Annotated in this window: 18 protein-coding genes; 4 read left to right on the plus strand and 14 right to left on the minus strand. The window is 46.2% G+C overall.

All coding sequences use genetic code 11. From position 1 onward, the window contains the following. Positions 1-29: 29 nt before the first annotated feature. The 5 genes from AB4124_RS15420 to AB4124_RS15440 form a co-directional block, all read right to left on the minus strand. Positions 30-1,322 (minus strand): sugar ABC transporter substrate-binding protein, encoded by a 1,293-nt coding sequence (locus tag AB4124_RS15420; RefSeq protein ID WP_441973392.1) that lies wholly within the window; start codon positions 1,320-1,322, stop codon positions 30-32. A 230-nt stretch (positions 1,323-1,552) separates the two neighbouring features. Continuing rightward, positions 1,553-2,302 (minus strand): CPBP family intramembrane glutamic endopeptidase, encoded by a 750-nt coding sequence (locus AB4124_RS15425; protein ID WP_441973393.1) that lies wholly within the window; start codon positions 2,300-2,302, stop codon positions 1,553-1,555. Then, positions 2,283-2,834, minus strand: coding sequence for a helix-turn-helix transcriptional regulator (locus AB4124_RS15430; protein ID WP_441973394.1), 552 nt, complete (start codon positions 2,832-2,834; stop codon positions 2,283-2,285). Before AB4124_RS15430 ends, AB4124_RS15425 begins: the two co-directional genes overlap by 20 nt. A gap of 333 nt (positions 2,835-3,167) precedes the next feature. After that, positions 3,168-5,426: an outer membrane protein assembly factor BamB family protein gene (locus AB4124_RS15435; protein WP_441973395.1), complete on the minus strand. Its 2,259-nt coding sequence runs from the start codon at positions 5,424-5,426 to the stop codon at positions 3,168-3,170. 192 nt (positions 5,427-5,618) lie between these two features. Further along, on the minus strand, positions 5,619-5,936 hold the full coding sequence (locus AB4124_RS15440; RefSeq protein ID WP_076322895.1) for a hypothetical protein: 318 nt from the start codon (positions 5,934-5,936) through the stop codon (positions 5,619-5,621). A gap of 331 nt (positions 5,937-6,267) precedes the next feature. Between AB4124_RS15440 and AB4124_RS15445 the strand changes: the two genes are divergently transcribed. The 3 genes from AB4124_RS15445 (at position 6,268) to AB4124_RS15455 (ending at position 8,734) form a co-directional block, all read left to right on the plus strand. Beyond that, entirely contained in the window at positions 6,268-7,980 is a 1,713-nt protein-coding gene (locus AB4124_RS15445; RefSeq protein ID WP_441973396.1) for a DUF4127 family protein, read from the plus strand. A 227-nt stretch (positions 7,981-8,207) separates the two neighbouring features. Then, positions 8,208-8,549: a sigma-70 family RNA polymerase sigma factor gene (locus AB4124_RS15450; protein WP_076322893.1), complete on the plus strand. Its 342-nt coding sequence runs from the start codon at positions 8,208-8,210 to the stop codon at positions 8,547-8,549. Next, a complete protein-coding gene (locus tag AB4124_RS15455) occupies positions 8,546-8,734 on the plus strand; it encodes a hypothetical protein (protein WP_083659672.1) in 189 nt (62 codons plus the stop codon). The genes AB4124_RS15450 and AB4124_RS15455 overlap by 4 nt, the downstream gene beginning before the upstream one ends. A gap of 157 nt (positions 8,735-8,891) precedes the next feature. Here AB4124_RS15455 and AB4124_RS15460 read toward each other — a convergent pair whose 3' ends face one another. The 3 genes from AB4124_RS15460 to AB4124_RS15470 form a co-directional block, all read right to left on the minus strand. Next, the gene (locus AB4124_RS15460; RefSeq protein ID WP_441973397.1) at positions 8,892-10,109 is read right to left on the minus strand and encodes a sensor histidine kinase; all 1,218 of its coding nucleotides are present in this window, start codon (positions 10,107-10,109) and stop codon (positions 8,892-8,894) included. Positions 10,110-10,130: 21 nt separating this feature from the next. After that, positions 10,131-10,823 (minus strand): response regulator transcription factor, encoded by a 693-nt coding sequence (locus AB4124_RS15465; protein WP_441973398.1) that lies wholly within the window; start codon positions 10,821-10,823, stop codon positions 10,131-10,133. A 151-nt stretch (positions 10,824-10,974) separates the two neighbouring features. Further along, positions 10,975-12,159, minus strand: coding sequence for an acyltransferase (locus AB4124_RS15470; RefSeq protein WP_441973399.1), 1,185 nt, complete (start codon positions 12,157-12,159; stop codon positions 10,975-10,977). A 588-nt stretch (positions 12,160-12,747) separates the two neighbouring features. Here AB4124_RS15470 and AB4124_RS15475 point away from each other — a divergent pair. Continuing rightward, complete coding sequence (locus AB4124_RS15475) at positions 12,748-13,494, plus strand: class I SAM-dependent methyltransferase (RefSeq protein WP_441973400.1); 747 nt, start codon at positions 12,748-12,750, stop codon at positions 13,492-13,494. A gap of 208 nt (positions 13,495-13,702) precedes the next feature. On the opposite strand, the gene AB4124_RS15480 is transcribed toward AB4124_RS15475, so the two are convergent. From AB4124_RS15480 to AB4124_RS15505, 6 genes are all read right to left on the minus strand, one after another. Further along, positions 13,703-14,191, minus strand: coding sequence for a cation:proton antiporter regulatory subunit (locus tag AB4124_RS15480; RefSeq protein ID WP_076322887.1), 489 nt, complete (start codon positions 14,189-14,191; stop codon positions 13,703-13,705). 81 nt (positions 14,192-14,272) lie between these two features. Continuing rightward, a complete protein-coding gene (locus AB4124_RS15485) occupies positions 14,273-15,493 on the minus strand; it encodes a cation:proton antiporter (RefSeq protein WP_213645875.1) in 1,221 nt (406 codons plus the stop codon). Positions 15,494-15,860: 367 nt separating this feature from the next. Next, complete coding sequence (locus AB4124_RS15490; RefSeq protein WP_098742323.1) at positions 15,861-16,463, minus strand: response regulator transcription factor; 603 nt, start codon at positions 16,461-16,463, stop codon at positions 15,861-15,863. Further along, positions 16,460-17,593: a sensor histidine kinase gene (locus AB4124_RS15495; protein ID WP_441973401.1), complete on the minus strand. Its 1,134-nt coding sequence runs from the start codon at positions 17,591-17,593 to the stop codon at positions 16,460-16,462. The genes AB4124_RS15490 and AB4124_RS15495 overlap by 4 nt, the downstream gene beginning before the upstream one ends. 104 nt (positions 17,594-17,697) lie before the next feature. Continuing rightward, positions 17,698-18,774, minus strand: a complete 1,077-nt coding sequence (locus AB4124_RS15500; protein ID WP_076322883.1) for a fatty acid desaturase — start codon at positions 18,772-18,774, stop codon at positions 17,698-17,700. A 126-nt stretch (positions 18,775-18,900) separates the two neighbouring features. After that, the gene (locus AB4124_RS15505; RefSeq protein ID WP_441973402.1) at positions 18,901-19,899 is read right to left on the minus strand and encodes a Gfo/Idh/MocA family protein; all 999 of its coding nucleotides are present in this window, start codon (positions 19,897-19,899) and stop codon (positions 18,901-18,903) included. Positions 19,900-19,937: the final 38 nt, after the last annotated feature.

Genomic DNA, 19,937 nt, shown 5'->3' on the forward strand with positions numbered 1-19,937 from the left:
ACCGCCTTACTGAGATTTGGAGTATCATCCTACTTTTTCGTATTGATTGCTGTTTTGATTTGACTTACGGCTTTATTTAAAACTGTGCCCGGGTCTTGATTGTCATTCCAAATGGATGAGAGAGCAGCACTTGCAGGAACCCATACATTACCCATTTCGGGAATAGACGGCATTGGAATTGAATATTTCGCTTGCTCTAAGAAAGCCATTGTATTAGGGTCGTTCGTAAGAAGCGGATCGTCCATCAGATCTTTCCTGGGAGGCAATTGAGTTGTCATTTCAAAACGTTTCGTTAAACTTTGTTTCGTTGTCGCATAACTAGCAAATAATTTTGCAGCAACGGGATATTTCGTGTATGAGTTCACATATAAACCTCTAATACCTGAAAAACTTACTGGATGTTGACCATTAGGTAATAGAGGTAAAGGAGCTACGCCATAATCCATTTTCGTGCTTGCCAAAGTTGAAATGAACCACGGTCCATTAATAATGGCAGCTGTTTTGCCTTCTTGGAAAAATCCAGTGATAATATTATCATTGAGGTCGTTTATATTTAGGGGCAGTACTTTTTTAAAGGATTGTAAGAATCTTGCTCCTTCAATCGACTTGTCATTGTTAAGACCGATATCATTTATATCCGTCCCATGATTGCCAAATACATATCCTCCGTAACCGCCAAGGAATGAATAAGATAAATACAACTGACCTACATCCCACATAAAACCATATTTTTTATTTTTCGGATCGTTATAAGTTTCGGCGAACTTAATGATCTCCTCATAAGTCTTCGGGGCTTTTTCCATCAACTTCTTATTGTAAAAAAGCGCATAGGTGTCAACGGCTGTTGGAAACCCATACAGGACACCATCATAGCTAACGCCATCGATTGCAGAAGTCATAAAATCATCTTTTTCAGACTCGGTAAACACATCATTTTGCAATACGAGTCCTGCCATAACAGCGTTTCCCAATTGATCATGTGGCGATGAGAAGACATCGGCACCAATTCCAGCGGGCCCATCTGTGGTAAGTTTCTTGACGGCATCTATCGCAGGAACCGGCTCTACCTTTACTTTTATTCCATATTCCTTTTCAAAATCATCTGCGACCGCTTTCATAAAGTCGAGTTCAGGACCTTTCGATTCCCATACAAGCAATTCAGCCCCGGCCTCAGGCTTCATCCCATCTTGTTGTTCGTTACCTGCTGCTTCATTCCCTTGCGATTGCTGGCTTGATGATTGATTATCCGTTCCACATGCAGTGAGGAATGAAAAGCTGAACAATGTTAAAATGATTGCGGAAATCAACAAACGTTTTGACATGAATACTCCCCCTTTTCTAATTCACTTAAACGTTTAAGTATATTTCACTGCTATAGTAACTTCTAATCCCTACCAAAGTCAATGTTAAATTCTTGAAAAAAATTCTGCGCTGCAGGGGAAATCTTCTTCCAGGAGCAGTACAAGTCAAAAAAACGGATGAACGTTAATTAACGTCCATCCGTTTTTATTGTGACTTTTTATAGAACCGTATCCGTCTAAATACCCTGCAATCACATTACAACTAATACCGGAGGTTTTCTCAAAGATAAAGACAGCCAGACACAATGAACGGCCAACACCAGCAGGATCAATAAATCATAACCGATAAAGGCATCACTGTTGTCGTTACCGACAAACTGAACGAAGTTGTGAAGGAAGTGGAATAGTATGAGAGGTATAATATTTTTGTTCTTCACCATCAGCAGAGCCAGTACAGCGCCTATAAGCAGAGCATATACAATCTGTAAAATCGTTTGGAATGCGTCCTGCCCTGACAAGACGTTCAGTACGTGCGTGACCGCGAACAGAATGCTAGAGGTGATGACCGCGGTTTTAATGCCTTTGGGCAGCAGCGTCTTTAGAATCAATCCCCGATAGATGCTCTCCTCCACAAAACCAACTAGCAGGGTAAAGAAGATAAAGAACAGGACCTCCGAAGCGCTAATACCGCGCATTCCTTTGAGCGAGATGACAATCAGAATAAGGAGCAAGGGAGAATAATAGACCCAATCGTTGGCTGGAATACTGCTGAGCTTATGGAAACCGAGCGCATTCCACTTCTTTTTCCATGTAAAGTACACCATCAACACCAGCGCGATTGGGATAAATGAGATCAGCACAGGCGAAGTATAACTCAACTCTTTAATCGTGGCGTAAGCTCCGGCGGCAATTACGGCTAATAACAGCAGAACCTCGATAATGATAACAGTTAAAACCGGGCGGTTTTGTGAAAAAGAAACCTTAGTTTTCAGGTTTGACATGGTTCAGATCCTTCCTCTCCATAATATCCTTCAGCCATTGCCGTTCCATCTGAAAATGGTTCAATCCATACGCCAGAACCGATACCCGATAGTAATAATTCTCAGGATGTTCGATCTCAGCCAATTCTCCAGTCACGACGTTCTGCACCGCCTCAAGCATGTGAATTTCCTGATCCAGCTTAAATATGTACTCAGCCAATCGTTTTTGACGAAGGTCTTCATCCAAACAATCAAAAAAGAAAATGCGGATCAGCTGCTCATTGCGCCCCGTCTGCATCGGTCCGGACAACCAGTCGAGAAAAGCCTTTTGACCGCTAGGCAGCAGTGTATATAGCTTCTTGTTCTTGCTGTTGTCCGTTTCGGTCAGTGTGACCATGTCCTTCTCTGCGAGTCTCTTGAGCGCAGGATAAAGACTTCCGTAACTCGCTTTGTAGAAAGTGCCTACAGTGCTGTCGATTGTTTTCTTAAGATCATAGCCGCTCATTGTTCCTTCCATCAGCATGCCGAGGAGAATGTACTCCAGCAATGTCATCACCACGTTTCATATAATGTATCTATTTGATATATCTATTCGATATATTTATAATTAGCTTTTTTTCGAAAGAAGTCAAGGGGAATTTTAACAAGTGATTCTTTTCTTCCGTTCATCCATCGCCATCCACAAAAAAAACGCCCCTAGCATCTGTTACCAGACACCAGGGACGCTTATCGCTAATTCATCTTTATTCCATGCGTTCAAACACCTTAAACCTTCGATCTTCCTGCAAAGCCACCAACATATCATCATTCACTATATAGATTTCCGTACCTTCCTGGAGTTCATTGGAAGATAAATACGACCTCGTCTTCTATCAATAAAAACAGGCTATAACAGTTCATCCAGACGAGCCTTTAATTCTTCCGCATCATAGCGAATGAACGCTCCATTCACTGTTCCGACCAATACCTCATGATCCGTTACGTTCAGCGCACCGTTTCTGGCATATTGCTCTCGCAAATCGACGTTGCCGGTAATCACGTTATGCAATCTTCCCAAGCTTCTGCCGTCGTCCTTGTTCAACACCACAAGATCGCTTCCCAAGCTCAGAAGCAGGTAGCGGTCCAGGATTCCATAACTGCTGCCAACTAGATGGGATAGATCGTCACTCGCTTTGGAAATGGTCTCCATCTTCCAAATTACGCTGCCGGTCTCTTTATCTACCGCTGCCGGGATGCCGTTCAATGTAAGATAGACTCGCTCTCCCTCGATGGCGCCGCGGGCAGCTTTGCCTTTCACGGTCCATAATTCCTTATCTTCCAAGCTGTCATACAATACGCTTTCGTAAGCGGTAGCCCCGCTGAAATACTTCCCGTTCAACGCGCGCTGCACCAACAAATACCGCTCATTTAGCACCTCGAACCGTTCCATCTCATCGGCTGGATACACACCTTCGCGTTCGCCAGTTTCCGTATTGAGCAGAACCCACTCCTTGCCAAGCAGCATCCATCTTGTTGTCATATCCGCAGGAGATACCGGATTGTAGCGATACCCTCCGATAAAATACGGATCTTGGGTCGGATCGTCCATGAACTTTTTCCCGACTTTGTAATCCCATACGGCTTTGCCAGTTTCGGGATCGTAAGCGGTAAGCTGTCCGTTCTGCTCGATGAGCACGTACGGATCGTCCGTGCCCTGGTTCAATAAGCGGTGTTCGCCGGACAACGTCTTTTTCCAACGCAGCTCTCCGGTTTTCTGATCCAGCACGCTCAGCAAGCTTTTGGTTTCGTTCAGATCGAGCGGTTCATCCAGAACTACCGTGTCTTGCGCAGCCGTCATCGTAAGGCCAAATTCGTTCTTCGGCTTAACCTCCCATAACACTTTTCCATCGGATAACCGGATATGCCGCACGCGGGCTACATAATCCTTTACCACCGGGTTATAAGCCGAGAACATCGTGACATACTCCCGCTCCTTATCCGTGACGGCTGTATACCAGCCAAATCCCGCATCCTCCTGCCACAGCTTCTTGCCGGTGCCGCGGTCTATCGCATACAAGGATGAATTATCATGCATCCCGCTGTATCCACCATCATCCCCCTTGAGGAGCAGGACGTCCTCGTTTGCCTCAAGCAGGAAGGTGAAATTCAGATTGCCCTGATTTCGCCAGTCGGGCTCAGCTTTTAGGGTCTTCGGCGGCGGCACGGCGGCAAAACGATAGGTAAACTCGTAATCATCGCCTGGACTGAAACTCCGTTCAAAGGATCCGGTCCCCGGAATCGTCCACTCGCTGGCCGTCAGCTTTCCGGACGGTGAGAACGTCACGGTATAATGGGCATCCCGCTGCTCATATCTCCAGGTCTCGCCGAGTATCATCTGTTTATTGGAGCTCATCTCCTGATTCCGCGATGTCTCCCTCGCCTGCGGCTCGCCAAGCAGCTTTTTCACATAAGAAGAAGGGGTGCCTTTCTTGAAAAGAAACTCCGTCAAGTTGCGTACCACATCCGTCGTTATTTCCGAATTTCCATCGAGAAGCCCGTCAGGCATCGCCTTCTTGGCCGTCACGTCACTGCCTCGCACCCACATCATCGCCGGACGGTAGATCCGGTAATCTTCCTTCCACTTGGCAGGACTGATCATGACGCCATACCAGTCCTTCCACTTCGCTACGGCGATAAGAGACGTTCCCGTTTGGGATATTGGCCATTCCATCGTGCTGCCGGGAGTAAGATATATACTGCCGCTGCTGGGCAGTTGAAGCGAGAGCGGAGAAATTTCTTTCACTAGGGCAGCCTCCTTGGACACATACCATGTCGGGAGCCATAAGTCTCCCCGGGAATCGGATTTGATTAAAGCCAATTCCCCTTTCACGGAGGTAAGCCGGAGCGTTTCCCCCTTGGTGCCGTAATAGCTCACCTTGAGTTTTGTCAGATTGCTATTCTTACTAAGCGTATTAGGAAATAAAGCAACCTTCTGCTGAATCGTCACGCGTTGGCCGGATGTAAAGCCCCCAGTTTCAGCAGCACCAGCGACTACGATACGAGTGCTCATCTGTATACCCTGAGCCGGTTGCCCAACAAGTGAAATACAGACAGCTGCCGTTATTCCAACGAATAGTCGCTTTCGGATCGATACGCGTAAACTCACAGAAACCATCCTCTCCCATACAAGCATATATCATGTAAACGCTATTATAAGACAATATGTTCCAAAATCAAAACAAAAGCTCCCTTCCAGGAAAGGAGCCGTCCTCATTTTCTTTATTGTCGTCTACATTCACGAGAGGATCTCGTTAAAATGATTTCTGCAGCATATTCACAATTAGCCGTCTTCCCTGCATTATCGTACCTCCATACGCCAACTCGCTTCGGATAGGGTATGGCCCGGCGTTTGCCTGCCTGTCATTTTTCTGGTGCGATTCGTCACCCCGTCTGATATTTCCCCCCATAATTGCTCGAGAAAGGATGCTGGTGCCATCGATGAGTTTCTATTGGCTGCTGCCGCCCCTCCAATGGTTCGATTCTCAATCCGGGTATCTTCACCAGAAATCTTGAACTCTGCGCACCCCGATAGTAGCAAGACACCAACCAATACTATGATTGCTGGCCATACCATAGTAAGCCTAATGTTCCGTTTCGCATGATGTATGGATCCCATCCCGACTGCCTCCTTATGTACTCTCTGAAGGAAAGTATAAGGAACATATCTTATCAATCAGTGGGGCAAGTTCTTAACGAATGCTTAAACAAAGCTGAACAATTACCTTCGCTTATGCTGAATCAGATCGTCATACATTCGAAAAATATGCTTAAATCCATGTACTTCCCTCCGTCTGAAGGGGGAAACAGCCAGAGCGCAATCCGGATTGACTTTAAAATGCTTGGAAGATTGGATTGAAAAAAATAAATGATTTGCGGTTGTAAACAGAATGGAAAATTTACCTATATATATGAAGGCCAATCAAACCATAAATAAGGAGAGTTGACCAATGAAAAATGTATTGTATGTACCCTTGGATGATCGCCCAGTAAACCTTGATGATGTAATCAAATTGGGACAAGCTTCGGGCTTGAACCTGATAACTCCTACTGCTGCAGTTATTCGTAACCGAATCGATTCGGTCGCAGAAGCCTCAGGCAGCCAACTTATTGGCACCTCCGCACCTACTTTTGGTAAACCGGAGGATATTCGTCAGTTCATATTGAATCATGCCTCTTCCGTCCAGGGGTTTATTATTTCTATCGATATGCTCGTTTATGGGGGGTTAATCGGTAGTAGACGCTTGCGAACAAGCGGAGGAGGGACGTATCCCCATTATGATTCAGGGACAACAGACTTGCTTGACCTAATCCGCGAGATTAAACAACATTATCCCAGCAAGCCAATCTATGTGTTTGATACCATTTTGCGACTCGCTACGACCACTTATGTGGAGGGACTCTCTTATAACGCGTACACCGAGTCTCGCAGTTTCATGGGTATAGCTCGCAAAAAATATACAGACTTCAGCGATATTTTGAACGGCTATAATGTATCCAGTGATGGCGCCGAGCTGGGCGATACCGTCGACTTCAATAAAACCCATTACTACAACACAAGGCAACATAAGTTTAAAACCAATCATTATGTATTGGACAGGCTTGTACGTCAGGGCTATATTGATTTCCTGGCCGTTGGAGTGGACGATGCGAAAGTAGAAGGTGTGCAAATCAATGAAATTAAATTTGTGGAGAACTACATCGATCGTTATCTAGACGGTTGCGAGGGGCAAAATCCGAATCGTGCCATTATATTGCCTGATGCAGATGGCTTGAGTCATTCTCTGGTAGCACGGATGGCTAATCAATTGCATCGAGAAGGCAGCAAAACGCAAATTTCGCTGCAATATTACGGCCCTCATGGATCCACGATCATCAACGACTATGAATACATGACTTTACATCAGAATATTCTTCGTCATATTGATGTGGTTGGCGGCCAATATGTAACTTGCGAACCAAACATAGAAATTCTGGCAATCACAGACGAAACACAGGTGTCCCATGCCGTAAGCCGTATCCATGCCAATGGAGCAAACTTCGTAGCAACCGTGGTTATGGATTTCACCGGGAAAGGCTCTGCCAATCCAACAGTAACGGAAGCGCTGCTAGACAGCCAGTATACGGGACGCCTATTAGGTTATAGTGCATGGAACACTGCCGGGAACCTTATGGGCATCGCGCTTGGCATGGGGCAAGCGCGATATGCTTTTTTGGTATCAGAGACCTCTGCCTCCGAGTCAAATATGGCCGTTAACGCTCATGGGTCACTACTCTTTAAACGATTTTTGAAGGATTACTATTATAAGAGGCTTGCTGTCGTCGATGTCCGAAGCTATTCCAGAACTCCAATCCATATTCGTTACGATAATTTTCAAACCTCGTTCGCTGATCAGAACATGCGTCTCTTTAACACAGAATCAGCTTACCAGCAAGTGTTCACGATCCTTCGAGATCAAATGCAGATCCACCAAACAACGCTGGCCGGAAGTGACGCTTTCCTGATTGGCACCTCCGCTCCGACATGCAATGTCAAACAAATAAAGGGGTGTTCGTGGACATTGGCAGAATACAGCAGTGCTTCGCTGGCTTATGACAATCCTGATTTCATCTGGTGGCGAGCCTTTGAGATCACACTCAATCCTAAGGTCACACTCCAATAACATGAGAATGAAAAAGGACAGCTCGGTCTTTATCGGAGCTGTCCTTTTTCTTTTGTCCGTTTTTATGAGTGGATTCAATAGTTCAACTTATAGAGTACCATTTCACAATAGATGTAAAAAATAGTATAATAAAATAAGAACAAACGTTCTTGTTTTGTAGTTCTTTAACTTCTCTTTTTTCCCTAAATGATGAATACGATTATAGACAGGCATAGGAGGGATGCGTTATGAAGAAGCATATAACAGCATACGAACGCTATAAAACAGAAATTTATCGAATTGGTTGGAGAATACAATATCAGGCTAAAAAACTTAGAAAACGAGAAACGCCGTACCCTGATTTTAGTACCGTGCAGACTGGCTCATTTCATGCAAGATCCGATGACCGCATTTGGATTGGTCAATTACTGGATTCATTGCCCCCGCAAGGGAGAACCATTATATATAAACTCTTCATAGAAGACCTCACTGAAGCGGAAGTAGCCAAGCAGCTCCATATCTCTCAACAGGCGGTGAACCGATGGAAAAGAAAAATGATCCAAAAGTTATCTCAGATCGCGAATTCATGACTTTGCTGCAAGCTGCAAAGCAGAATGATGATCAAGCCATTCTGCAACTCATTGATTTATACAAAGACGATATTTTGAGAATCAGTCAATATATCTATATGCCTCAAGAGGATGCCATATCAACGATTGTCCTGGAGTTTATGGAAGTGATTCGGGAGAACAATGATACCTATGAGACAGAGTAACTTTGCAGTTTCAATTATGGCCTCGATATTAGTGGGTTTAATCCCCAGAAAAATTTCTTTCTTTCCAGTATACAACAAACCCAGTACCGGCGCGGTACTTGGTTGTGTTTTAATGTGTAAAAAAAGATGTAGTACATACAGTCAAGTTAAAGCCCCGTTATACGACTTTAGGAAACCGCGTTTCAAAGGTTGTCCTCTGCTGGTCGCTCCGTACCCGGATTTCACCGCCTTGGATCTCCACAATGCTCTTCGTAATGGCCAATCCCAAGCCGGTACCCCCTGTCTGCTTCGAACGTGAGGTCTCCACACGGTAGAAGCGATCAAAGATGAACGGCAAATCACGCTCAGGAATCGGATCTCCGTAGTTGGTGAAGCTAATGCTCACCTGATTGCCATCGCTGCGGACGGCGATGTCGATCTTTTTGCCCAAATCTCCGTAACGGATCGCATTGGTTATCAAATTCTCGTAAGCTCGGACAAGCTGGGCGCCATCTGCCTGAATAATGAGGTCTTCCTCTGCCGCAAGCTTGCATTCCATCCCGGATTTCTCCAGGGCAGGAACGAATTCCTCGATCAGCTGTCTAATGAACTGAGCCATATCGATCTTCTGGATATCCAGCGGAAGCCCGTTATTAATCCGTGTGTATTCGAACAAATCATCAATAAGCTTCTTTAGATTTTGCGCTTTCTCATAAGCGATATTCACGTAATATCGCAGCTCCACTTCATCCTGGTACCGGTCTTCCTCAATAACTTCCAGAAATCCCAGTATCGATGTAAGCGGCGTCCGCAAGTCATGGGAAACGCCCGTAATCAGATCATTCTTTGTTTTCTCCGCGTTACGCTCCTCCAGAATGGATTGGTGAAGCTGCCTGCTCATTTGGTTGATGCTCTCCGCCACCTCACCCAGCTGGCTGCCTGACTGCACCGGAATGTCGGTGTCGAAATTCCCCTTGGCAATCTCGCGAAGCCCATTCCTGATTTCCTCCAGATAAACGTTCAGCTGTTCGGTCATGCGGTTTATGCTGGAAGCGACGACGCCTAATTCATCTTGGGATTTAAGCTCGATTCTGGAATCGAATCGTCCCGCCGTGATGTCCTGAAGACCGGTCTGTATTTTCTGCAGATCAAGGACAAACCACTTCGTGCTCATATAATAGCTGGCAAAAAAGAGAATGATGCCCGTAACCAGCATAACCGGATCCGAGCCAATATGGTTAATGATCCAGACGAGCGGCGGCTTGATTGCCGGAATCGAGAGTATTAGCGTACTTAACGCATAGAGTATGATAAGCAGGGCTGCCGTGATGCCGATGCTGCTAAACAGCATAAGCAGCATCTTCAGACGGATGCTATGAAGCTTCATTACTTTCAAGTTAGTCACCTCTGCTTAAGTTTACTCTATTTTGTAACCAATCCCCCACACCGTCTTAATATATTCCGGCTGCTGCGGATCCTTCTCGATCTTCTCGCGCAGCTTGCGAATATGTACCATGACCGTATTTTTCGATTCCATGAACGGTTCGTTCCACACCTCGGTATAAATCTTGTCCATGCTAAGCACGAGTCCGCGATTGATGGCCAGCATATGCAGCAGGGCAAATTCGCGCGGCGTCAGCTTAATCTCAACGCCTGCCACCGTTACTCGGTGGGAAGCGACATTCATAATCAGCTCATCGATCTGGATTTCGTTCTCATCCCTCACCGATTTACTGTTCAGCTGTTTGTATCGGCGGAGCTGTGATTTGATTCTTGCGATCAATTCCAGCGGGCTGAACGGCTTGGTCACATAATCATCCGCGCCGATGCTGAGCCCGGCGATCTTGTCAATCTCCTGACTCTTGGCGGACAGCATGATGATCGGCGTGTTGTTCTCCTCCCGAATTTTCATACATGCCTCAATGCCATCCATCTGCGGCATCATGACATCAAGGATGATTAAATCCACTTTATGGGTTCTTAGAATCTCCAGCGCTTCCAGGCCGTGAGATGCGGTGAGCAGCGTGTAGCCCTCATTTCTGACGTAAATCTCCATCAATTTCAAAATTTCGGTTTCATCATCAACCATTAATATCGTAACTCCAGACATGGCTCCTCCTTGTTCCGAATGCGGCCGTCAGCACAACATCTGTACGTCGTCTTTCTTCATGGATGTCAGACCGCGTGGTGCGGTAATTGATGTTTCTTCTCCATAGCCATGCCCTCGTCTTCGGATGCGTCCTGGTTTGCGATGAAACCGACTACGAACCGGAAAGCGGCACAGACGGCGAATCGACTGGCTTAACCGATTTCTTCGCCTTCGGAATATTACCGAATATCACCCATGAGCCCGGTATATATCGAACCGTCAATTCCACAACGATCCATGAACAGCCTAGCGCTGCCGCAAAACCTCCTGCATACCACAGATGGGTCAGCATCGAGCTCCCCGTGGTTAGCGGAAACTCCCGGTAGACGAGCAGAAAGAATGGATGAATGAGATATATCCCGAAGGATACGGCCCCCAGTCTCTCCAGCGCTGGTGTCCATCCGCGCACCCCTGCCCGATAGAACAGAATGGCAAACTGGAGCAGAACAAGCGCCCCAAAATAAGTATGCATATTCCACAATAGCTCATACAGCGTTGAATTATATCCGGTTCCGTGAAGACGGTTGTTGTAATAAATGTACACATGGCCGAGACCAGCAGCTGCCCATGCGATCCATAGCACCACCCAGGCGGCGATGCGGTGTGGTCGTGCGTTCGCGCGGCTAATGACAAGCCAGGCCTTCAGTTTCGGGTAATAGATGCCGATAAATGCTCCCAGCATGAAATAGGCAATGTAGGACAATGCCCAGCTCCCTTTATTCGGTACCTGCCAATAGTACTTATTCATTAGTATAAACGTCCACTGGATCACCAGTCCAATCGGTATCGCCCATTTCGCAAGCTGGGGCACCTTCTTGAACAGCCACAACACAAGCGGAAACAGCACATAAAACTGAATGCTAATAAATACGAAATATAGATGCGTATACGCTTTGCCCGTCAACAACTTTTCAACAAAGCTCTCCATCGTCTCGCCAAACGGTCTGCCCTGATAATATAAATAGTGCAGCAGCGCGAAATAGAACACAGAGAACAGCGTATATGGAATGATAATATACAACAGTCTTTTCTTGTAAAATCCACCGATCAGCTTTTTCGTCGTAGGACGGTCATAGTAATTATAAAAGAGTACCAGACTGCTCAAAAATATAAATGTTGGTGTTCCGTATTTCATGAAGATGTTCATGAAATTGTACATAAAAAAGTATTTGGAGTCTGTCATCGCAGATACAGCATACGAAGTGGAGTGCACGGACAGCACGCCGAGGATCGCAAGTGCGCGTACCAATTGCAGCTCGGGAAGACGTTCCCTTGGTAAAACGTTTATTTTGTTCATGGCAGTACCCTCTCATCTTTAAAATCCGATTATTCCCGTTCCTTCGGAAACGGATTCATCAAGTATAGTAGACATTTCTTAACGCCATACTTCCAAATTCTTATCATTTGCTTAAGATTATGGTCCTTCCTCCTAATAAAATTCTCCTTGATTACGAAGAATCCTTGGACATACAATAAGAAAAACGTCTATTGACGTACTTTCTCAGTAGACAGACCGCATATAGCGGAAGTTTTTCTTGCGAGATAAGGATGCTAAGCCTCAGATGTATATCTTTCTTATCTCAAAAAATAAACTTTTCAGAATGGGGGTGAATGGGATGTTGCACTTGATCCGTATCATTCGAAGTAGCTAGGCTCGGGTTCACAGAGGACCGGGCCATGCCAAAATTATAACTCGTAGCCATATGAGCTGCATTTTGCTATATAACATAAATCAGCTGCCGGACAGAAAGGGAGTCGTCCGTTCCTATGGACAAGTTCTCCTGCTCTATAACCAAGAAGTCTGCCGGCTTTTGGCTTCGATCGAATGAGGGTCAATCGGTTTACAGCATCCCATTTTATCTCATATGGAAGGTGGACAATATAAATGAATTCACAGGAATACAAGCAGTTTTATGATATTGTAGGAGCCTTAAACGGCTGGGACTTCAGCCAGGTCAGATGTATCTCGGAAGGTGTGAAGTGGGATTTTTACGATCAGGTCGGCAAATGTTGCAAACCATCCGACGTTGTGCTCGATATCGGCACGGGCGGCGGAGAAAGCTTGTTCTCCATCGTCGACAAAGCAGCCTTGCTGGTTGGAATCGATCTTTCACATGCGATGATAGAGACAGCCCGGCGGAATAAACGGAACGTATCGGCTTCCAATGTACGCTTGATGCAGATGGATGCAGAGGCGCTTCAATTCCCGTTGGCGTTTTTCAATTTGATCTCATGCAAACACTCCCCTTTCCGTGCATCAGAGGTGGCAAGAGTACTAGAAGAGGATGGCGTGTTTTTGACGCAGCAGGTTCGCGAATGTGATAAAGCAAATTTGACTCAAGCCTTTGGCAGAGGACAATCCTCCCGTGAAGACGGTGCCTTAAAGGATCAATATATGAAGGAACTTCGGCTTGCCGGGTTCGGCAATATCCAATATGCCGAATACGATGCGGTTGAGTACTATGAGCGTGAAGAGGATCTTATCTTTCTGCTCAAGCACACGCCCATCATCCCCCGGTTTGGACAGATCGAGTCGGATTTTCGCATCCTGCAGCAGTTCATCAGAGACCATCGCACAGATCGTGGGATTCGGACGAATTCCGCACGGTTTATGATAGTGGCCCGGAAATAACCGGCCCCTCTGAAAATCCATAACCCGCAGCATCCCGCTGTTAAACAGAAAAAGCGCACAAGGACCCTTGGCGCTTTTTTTATGCAAAACAGATTCGTATATTATCCCTTGGATGAATAGGTTGCCCATCGCATAAAAAAGCAAGCCCCCCACAAAAGAGGAGCTTGCTTTCGGTATGGTTTATCATCGTATCAACCAAGGAGCGCTATTAGCCGTTGACCAGCAGTTCTTTCAGCTGCTTGATCTGCTTACGCTCGCCCGCAAGAACCAGCGTCGATCCCGCTGTCAGGATGTCGTCCGGTCCCGGATTGATTTTCTGTTCGTTCCGCTTTACGATCGCCAGTACATTTGCACCTGTTCTTTGGCGAACTCCAAGCTCAGCAATGGTCTTATCCACGCATTTATAATGCGGCTCGATGCGTGCCCATTCGATGATCAGGTCTTCAAGTGTCACCTCGATTGTCTCCAGCGCTTTCGGCTTATACGTCATGCCGCCGATGATGCCGGCAATTTGTCTAGCCTCATCATCCTCTAATGTAATCTGGGAGATGGTCTCCTCAGGATCGTCATCTTCAAAATGGTACAGTTCTCTACGGCCATCGTCATGAATCACAATAACCAGCTTATCCCCTGATCTCGCCTGAATAAGGAATTTCTTCCCGATACCCGGCAGATCAGATTCTCGAATAATACTCATGTGAAAATCCTCCGTTCTGGGGTTAATTCAATCTCTAGATTATATAGATTAGTTGGAAGAAAGTAAATCATCCCAGCATCCTCATACTTTCCTTTTTTTTACTTTCTCCACAGGTTCGCTCCATTTGAATATTTTATTCACGCCACGGTAGACACGTTTTGACTCCTTGGCTAGAAGAGGCCCAAGGATCGCTAGAATCAGAACATATAGCGCCGAGAACGGTTTCAGCACGGCGGACAGTCCGCCAGCGAGTCCCAAATTCGCAACGATGATCGTGAACTCCCCGCGCGCCATAATAGTCAATCCGATGTTAAGCGACGACTTATGCGATAATCCTGCCTTGCGTCCCGCGATCATGCCTGCTACAAGGTTGCCAATAATAGTCAGTCCCACGGCACCGAGTGCCAGCCATAACGCATTCCCCAGCGTGGTCGGGTCGATACCGAGACCGAAGCTGAAGAAGAAGATCGCTCCAAAGAAATCACGGAAAGGAATAACCAACTGCTCGATCCGTTCGCTATGATCTGTCTCGGATAAGGCTAGTCCGAACAACAGCGCGCCAATCGCTTCAGCTACGTGCAGCGTCTCTGAAAATCCAGCAATAAAGAACATTGACGAGAAAACAACGATAATGAAAATTTCGCTGGATGTAATATTCAGCAATTTGTTAAGTATAGGTGGACCTTTTCTCGCAATAACAAAGAACAACAGCATGTAACCTATGGATATACCTACGGAGATAATCGTTGCCCCTACCGATGTAGCCCCGCCTAACAGCAGTCCCGACATAATCGATAAGAACACGGCAAGGAATATATCATCGAACAAAATCATGCCGAGAATAAGCTCCGTCTCCGCATTACCGGTGCGCCGCAGATCCACCAGCACTTTCGCCACAATTGCAGTTGAAGAAACGGACAACATTCCTGCAATGATTAACGTCTCATATAGCGGCATGTTGATCACAAATCCGTAAGCCAGGCCCAGTGCAAAGTTTAGGATGACATATATGGTTCCGCCTACCACTATGTTTCGTCCGGATTTGATTAATTTTTGAACAGAGAATTCAAGGCCAAGGTAAAAGAGCAGGAATAGAATACCGATTTGCCCCAGAAAATCGATGATTCCCTGGCTCTCGATAAATTTAAAGTCAAGAATTCCTATCGTTGGTGCATGCGGACCTACAAGCATCCCGAGTACAATCAAGAACGGTATAATCGAGAACTTGAGCTTTCCTGCAATTATGGAGGCTATAGCAACCAGAATCAGAGCAGTTCCAACCTCAAACATCATATGGTCCATAGAAGACCTCCTCCTCCTCAAATTTGACTTCGGGCAATCATTCCTATTATACATAAAAATGTATACATTTACAAAGCAACAGCAATATTCTTGCTTGATAGCCCAATAGATACTACATTATTTACATAAAGCACAGGCTTAATTTTATTAGTGATTTTATGGTTTCCAAAAAATATAAATTATATCCAAATACTTTACCACACAAAAGATAATGAATATTTATGTATAAAAACGAATAATACATCAGGTAAAAAAATACATATATCGCGAATCAAAATGGATTTTCCGGGCTATCCCTTGCTCTTTATCCACACGAAAAAGAAGCCCGGTGGCTGCAACCACGGGGCTTCCGGCTATATTTATTTAATTATTTAAACCAACCTTTTTCTTTAAAACGCGTGATCGCTTCGATCCGGTTGCTGACGCCGAGCTTATCAAGAATAACGGAAATATAATTCCGTACAGTACCCGTTGTAATGAACAGCTGATTGGCAATTTCCTTCGTATTCTTACCGTCCGCAATCAGGCCCAGCACTTCCTTTTCCCGCTCCGTCAGCGGATTCTCTTCACCGGAATACGCTTCATCCACAAGCTCCGAGGCGTATATTCGTCTGCCTGCCATAATGCTTCGAATGGATGCAGCCAGTTCCTCGCTCGGGCTGTCCTTGAGGAGGTAGGCGTTGGCGCCAGCCTTCACGGCACGCTCGAAATACCCCGGCCGAGCAAAGGTCGTCAAGATCATCACCTTACAACCATAGCCTTTTAGCTCTTCGGCAGCCTCAAGTCCGTTCATCATCGGCATCTCAATATCCATAATACAGATATCCGGTTTATGAAGTTTGACAAGCTGTACGGCATCCTTCCCATTACCTGCCGTCCCGACCACCTGCATATCCTCTTCCAGATCAAGCAGTGAGGCCAGGGCTCCAAGCAGCAACCGCTGATCTTCGGCAATGACAATTCGGATCATATTCCCGCCTCCTTATCCGGCATTCTAAGCACATTAGGTACACGAAGGATCAGCGTAGTTCCCTCGCCGGAAGTGAACTCCATGCTTCCGTTTACGAATTCAAGCCGCTCTCTCATTCCACGGAGTCCATTTCCGCGGTTTCTCGCATCAGTCACGAACCCTGTTCCATTGTCCTTCACCTTCGCAACTAGATCCGTTTCCGTGGATTCGATCACAATGGAGCAGGCCGTGGCATTGCTATGTTTTACGATATTATTCACGGCCTCTTTCAGGCACATGCTGATCACATTTTCATTCATTAACGACAGATTTTCCGGCTCCAACGTTCCCTCAAAGGTTAATTCAATTTGTGCCGCCTTTAGAATTTGCTGGATGCGGAAAATTTCATCCGTGAGCCGGGTCCCCCGCATCCTTGTCACCATCTCGCGCACTTCCTTGAGTGCCGTTCTGGCCGTCTGGCGCACATCGTTGATCTCGGCCCGGGCTCTTTCCGTATCTTGCGTCATCAATTTACCAGCCAAATCACTTTTGAGGCCAATAAGAGACAGCTTCTGTCCCAGCGTATCATGCAAATCACGGGCAATGCGCTGACGTTCCTCCAGCTTCACCAGTTCCGAAATCCGTTTGTTGGCATCCTCCAGCTGACCCTGCAGCTGATCATTCTTATTCCGGTTATAGTTCGTCACGGGCAGCAGAATCACCCCGACAACACTGACAAGCATAAATGGAAGCTGTGTGATAAAGAACGGATTCCGCGTTAACAATCCATAATTGACTGTAATGATGGTCGTGACCAGATGGATCGAATACAGCGTGATAAACCCGGCCTTATTCTTGATGTTCCCGATGAAAAATGCGAGGAACAACGAGAAATAGATATACCCGAATACCAATGACATCGTAATTGATATCAGAATTTGCAGACTCGTCCAGAAGTAGACGAGCCAGCCTTTGGCCAGAAATGAGAGCACATAGAAGGCGAAGAACATCACAATCATCAGCGTGCCGCTGACGACCTGATAGGTAGAGGTCGACCGGAAGATGAAATAGAACGGAAGGATGTAGAAGACGACCCATACATAAGGGCTCAGCCCCGTACTTTTATGAAATATCTGATACCATTTCTGCATGGAGTCCCACCTTCTGTCGGTTCGAGCTTAGTCCTCATTTCTGCAAAACGTACCCGGATTCTTATTCATTCCTATTCCTATTATAACCTCGCAGCCGCAAGGAATTACTCGCCCTGCACTCTAGGTCTACTGCTCGCCAGGCTCTTCTCGGCTTTCGCCAATACCGATTCCTGCGGTTTACGGAGCGACTTCTTTGCATCCTTAAACGTGACGAACACCTTTTTGTCTTCATCCCACAGACGGAAACGAATCGACTTCAGACTGGTCTTGAGCGTAATCGTTGTTGCCTTTTGCAGCGGAGGAGCGGCTTCATGAGCCTTCTCCAGGTTATAATTAGGAACCTTCGGGCTAAGATGGTGAACGTGATGGAAGCCGATGTTACCCGTAATCCATTGCAGAACCTTCGGAAGTTTGTAATAAGAGCTGCCTTCTACGGCTGCATTGATATAACTCCACTCTTCATCATGCTCGTAATACGTTTCTTCGAATTGATGCTGTACATAGAACAACCAAATGCCAAGCATCCCCGATACCATAAAGATAGGAGCTTGAACGAGCAGAAATGCCTGCCATCCAATCGCCCAGCACAGTAATGCATACAGCGCAACAATCGAAATATTCGTTATATAGTTACTGATCTTCTCCTTGCGTCTCGCGCCTTTGCGGTTGAAACGATAAGATACCAGAAAAATGGCGATAGGACCCAGTCCAAACATCACGATCGGATTGCGGTATACCCGGTAGTATAAACGCTGCCAAAAAGAAGCCGCTCCATACTCTTCAACGGTTAATACCCACATATCGCCGATTCCACGCTTATCGAGATTGCTGCTCGTCGCGTGATGAATCGCGTGCGTGTTCTTCCATTGCTCGTAAGGGCACAATGTAATTACGCCTGTAATCGTGCCGAGAATTTTGTTCGCCTTGCGGCTTTTGAAGAAAGATCCGTGACAGCAGTCATGGAATATGATAAACGTCCGGACAACAAACCCCGATGCAATAACCGCTATGGGAATGGTAAGCCAGTACGATACGGATAGGCTTAAATAAGCTGCATACCATAGCAATATCAAGGGAACCAGTGTATTGAAAAGCTGACCAATACTCGCCTTTGTGTCAATTTCCTCATAAGGGGCAACGTTCTTCTTTAAGCTGGATAGTTTGTTATCGGGTTTAGCCATAGTTGTCTTCCTCCTCGAAATGGCGCAAGGACGTTATACATGTATCACGCACTTGTCTAACTTAATTATAGATAGAATGTCACGCGTGTCGTAGTCATAAACGTCATTTCGGGAGTATGACAAATATCATATATCGGTGCGGGAATCGGCCGGATACCGCAGTCCGACCTGACATCTGGCTTCCTCCATAATTTCAGCCGTAATGAGTGAGTTGGCATGGGTATTGATTGCACTTTCCCTTTCGCCGCATTGGATTAAATCGATAAATTCCCGAGCTTCATAATACATCGATTCATGGGTCTGCAGTTGGGTAACGTTCTCAATGGTGCCGTCTCTGTAATGGATCTTCACATCGTAAGGTTGATTGATCTTGTCGATAATCATCGTGCCGTTCTCGCCCTGAATTTCGGCAGGGGCATAGGAATCGCTGATCTTGGAGTGCATGATAACGGCATCCATGTCGGGATAGGACAACAACAGGCTGCCCTCGCCATCAACCCCGGAGGATAGCATATAACCCGAAGCTTTGACGGAGCCCGGTTTACCGAACAGGGTGACCATCGGGTACAGGCAATAAATCCCCAGATCCATGAGTGAACCGTTGGAATATTCGGGATTAAAAGCATTGAGTACCGTCCCCTGCTTGTACGCATCATAACGGGAGGAGTATTGGCAATAGCTTGCAAAATAACGCCGAATCGGACCCAGCTTGTACAGGTTGTCCCTGACGGTCTTGAAATTCGGCATCAACGTCGACTTCAGGGCTTCCATTAGCAGAACGTTGTTATTCTTCGCAGCTTCAATCATGGCGGACACTTCGACTGCGTTAGAAGCCATCGGCTTCTCGCAGAGAACATGCTTTCCGTGGTTCATGCATAATATCGCCTGATCGACGTGATAGGAATTCGGGCTCGCAATGTACACCGCATCAATCTCGTCATCCTGCAGCATCGTCGCAAGATCCGTGTACACTTTGGGATCCGCGTACTTGGCCGCGAAAGCCTTTCCCTTCTCTTCTGTACGAGAGTATACGGCAGTAAGAATAAATTCTTCCGTCTCCAGAGCGGCTTGGAGAAACCGCTCGGTAATCCAGTTTGTGCCGATAACGGCAAAACGGATGTTCATCCCTAATCCCTTCCCTTCTTATCTGATTATGATTGATC

The sequence above is a fragment of the Paenibacillus sp. 2KB_20 genome (genome assembly GCF_052115765.1).
GTDB lineage: Bacteria > Bacillota > Bacilli > Paenibacillales > Paenibacillaceae > Paenibacillus_AQ.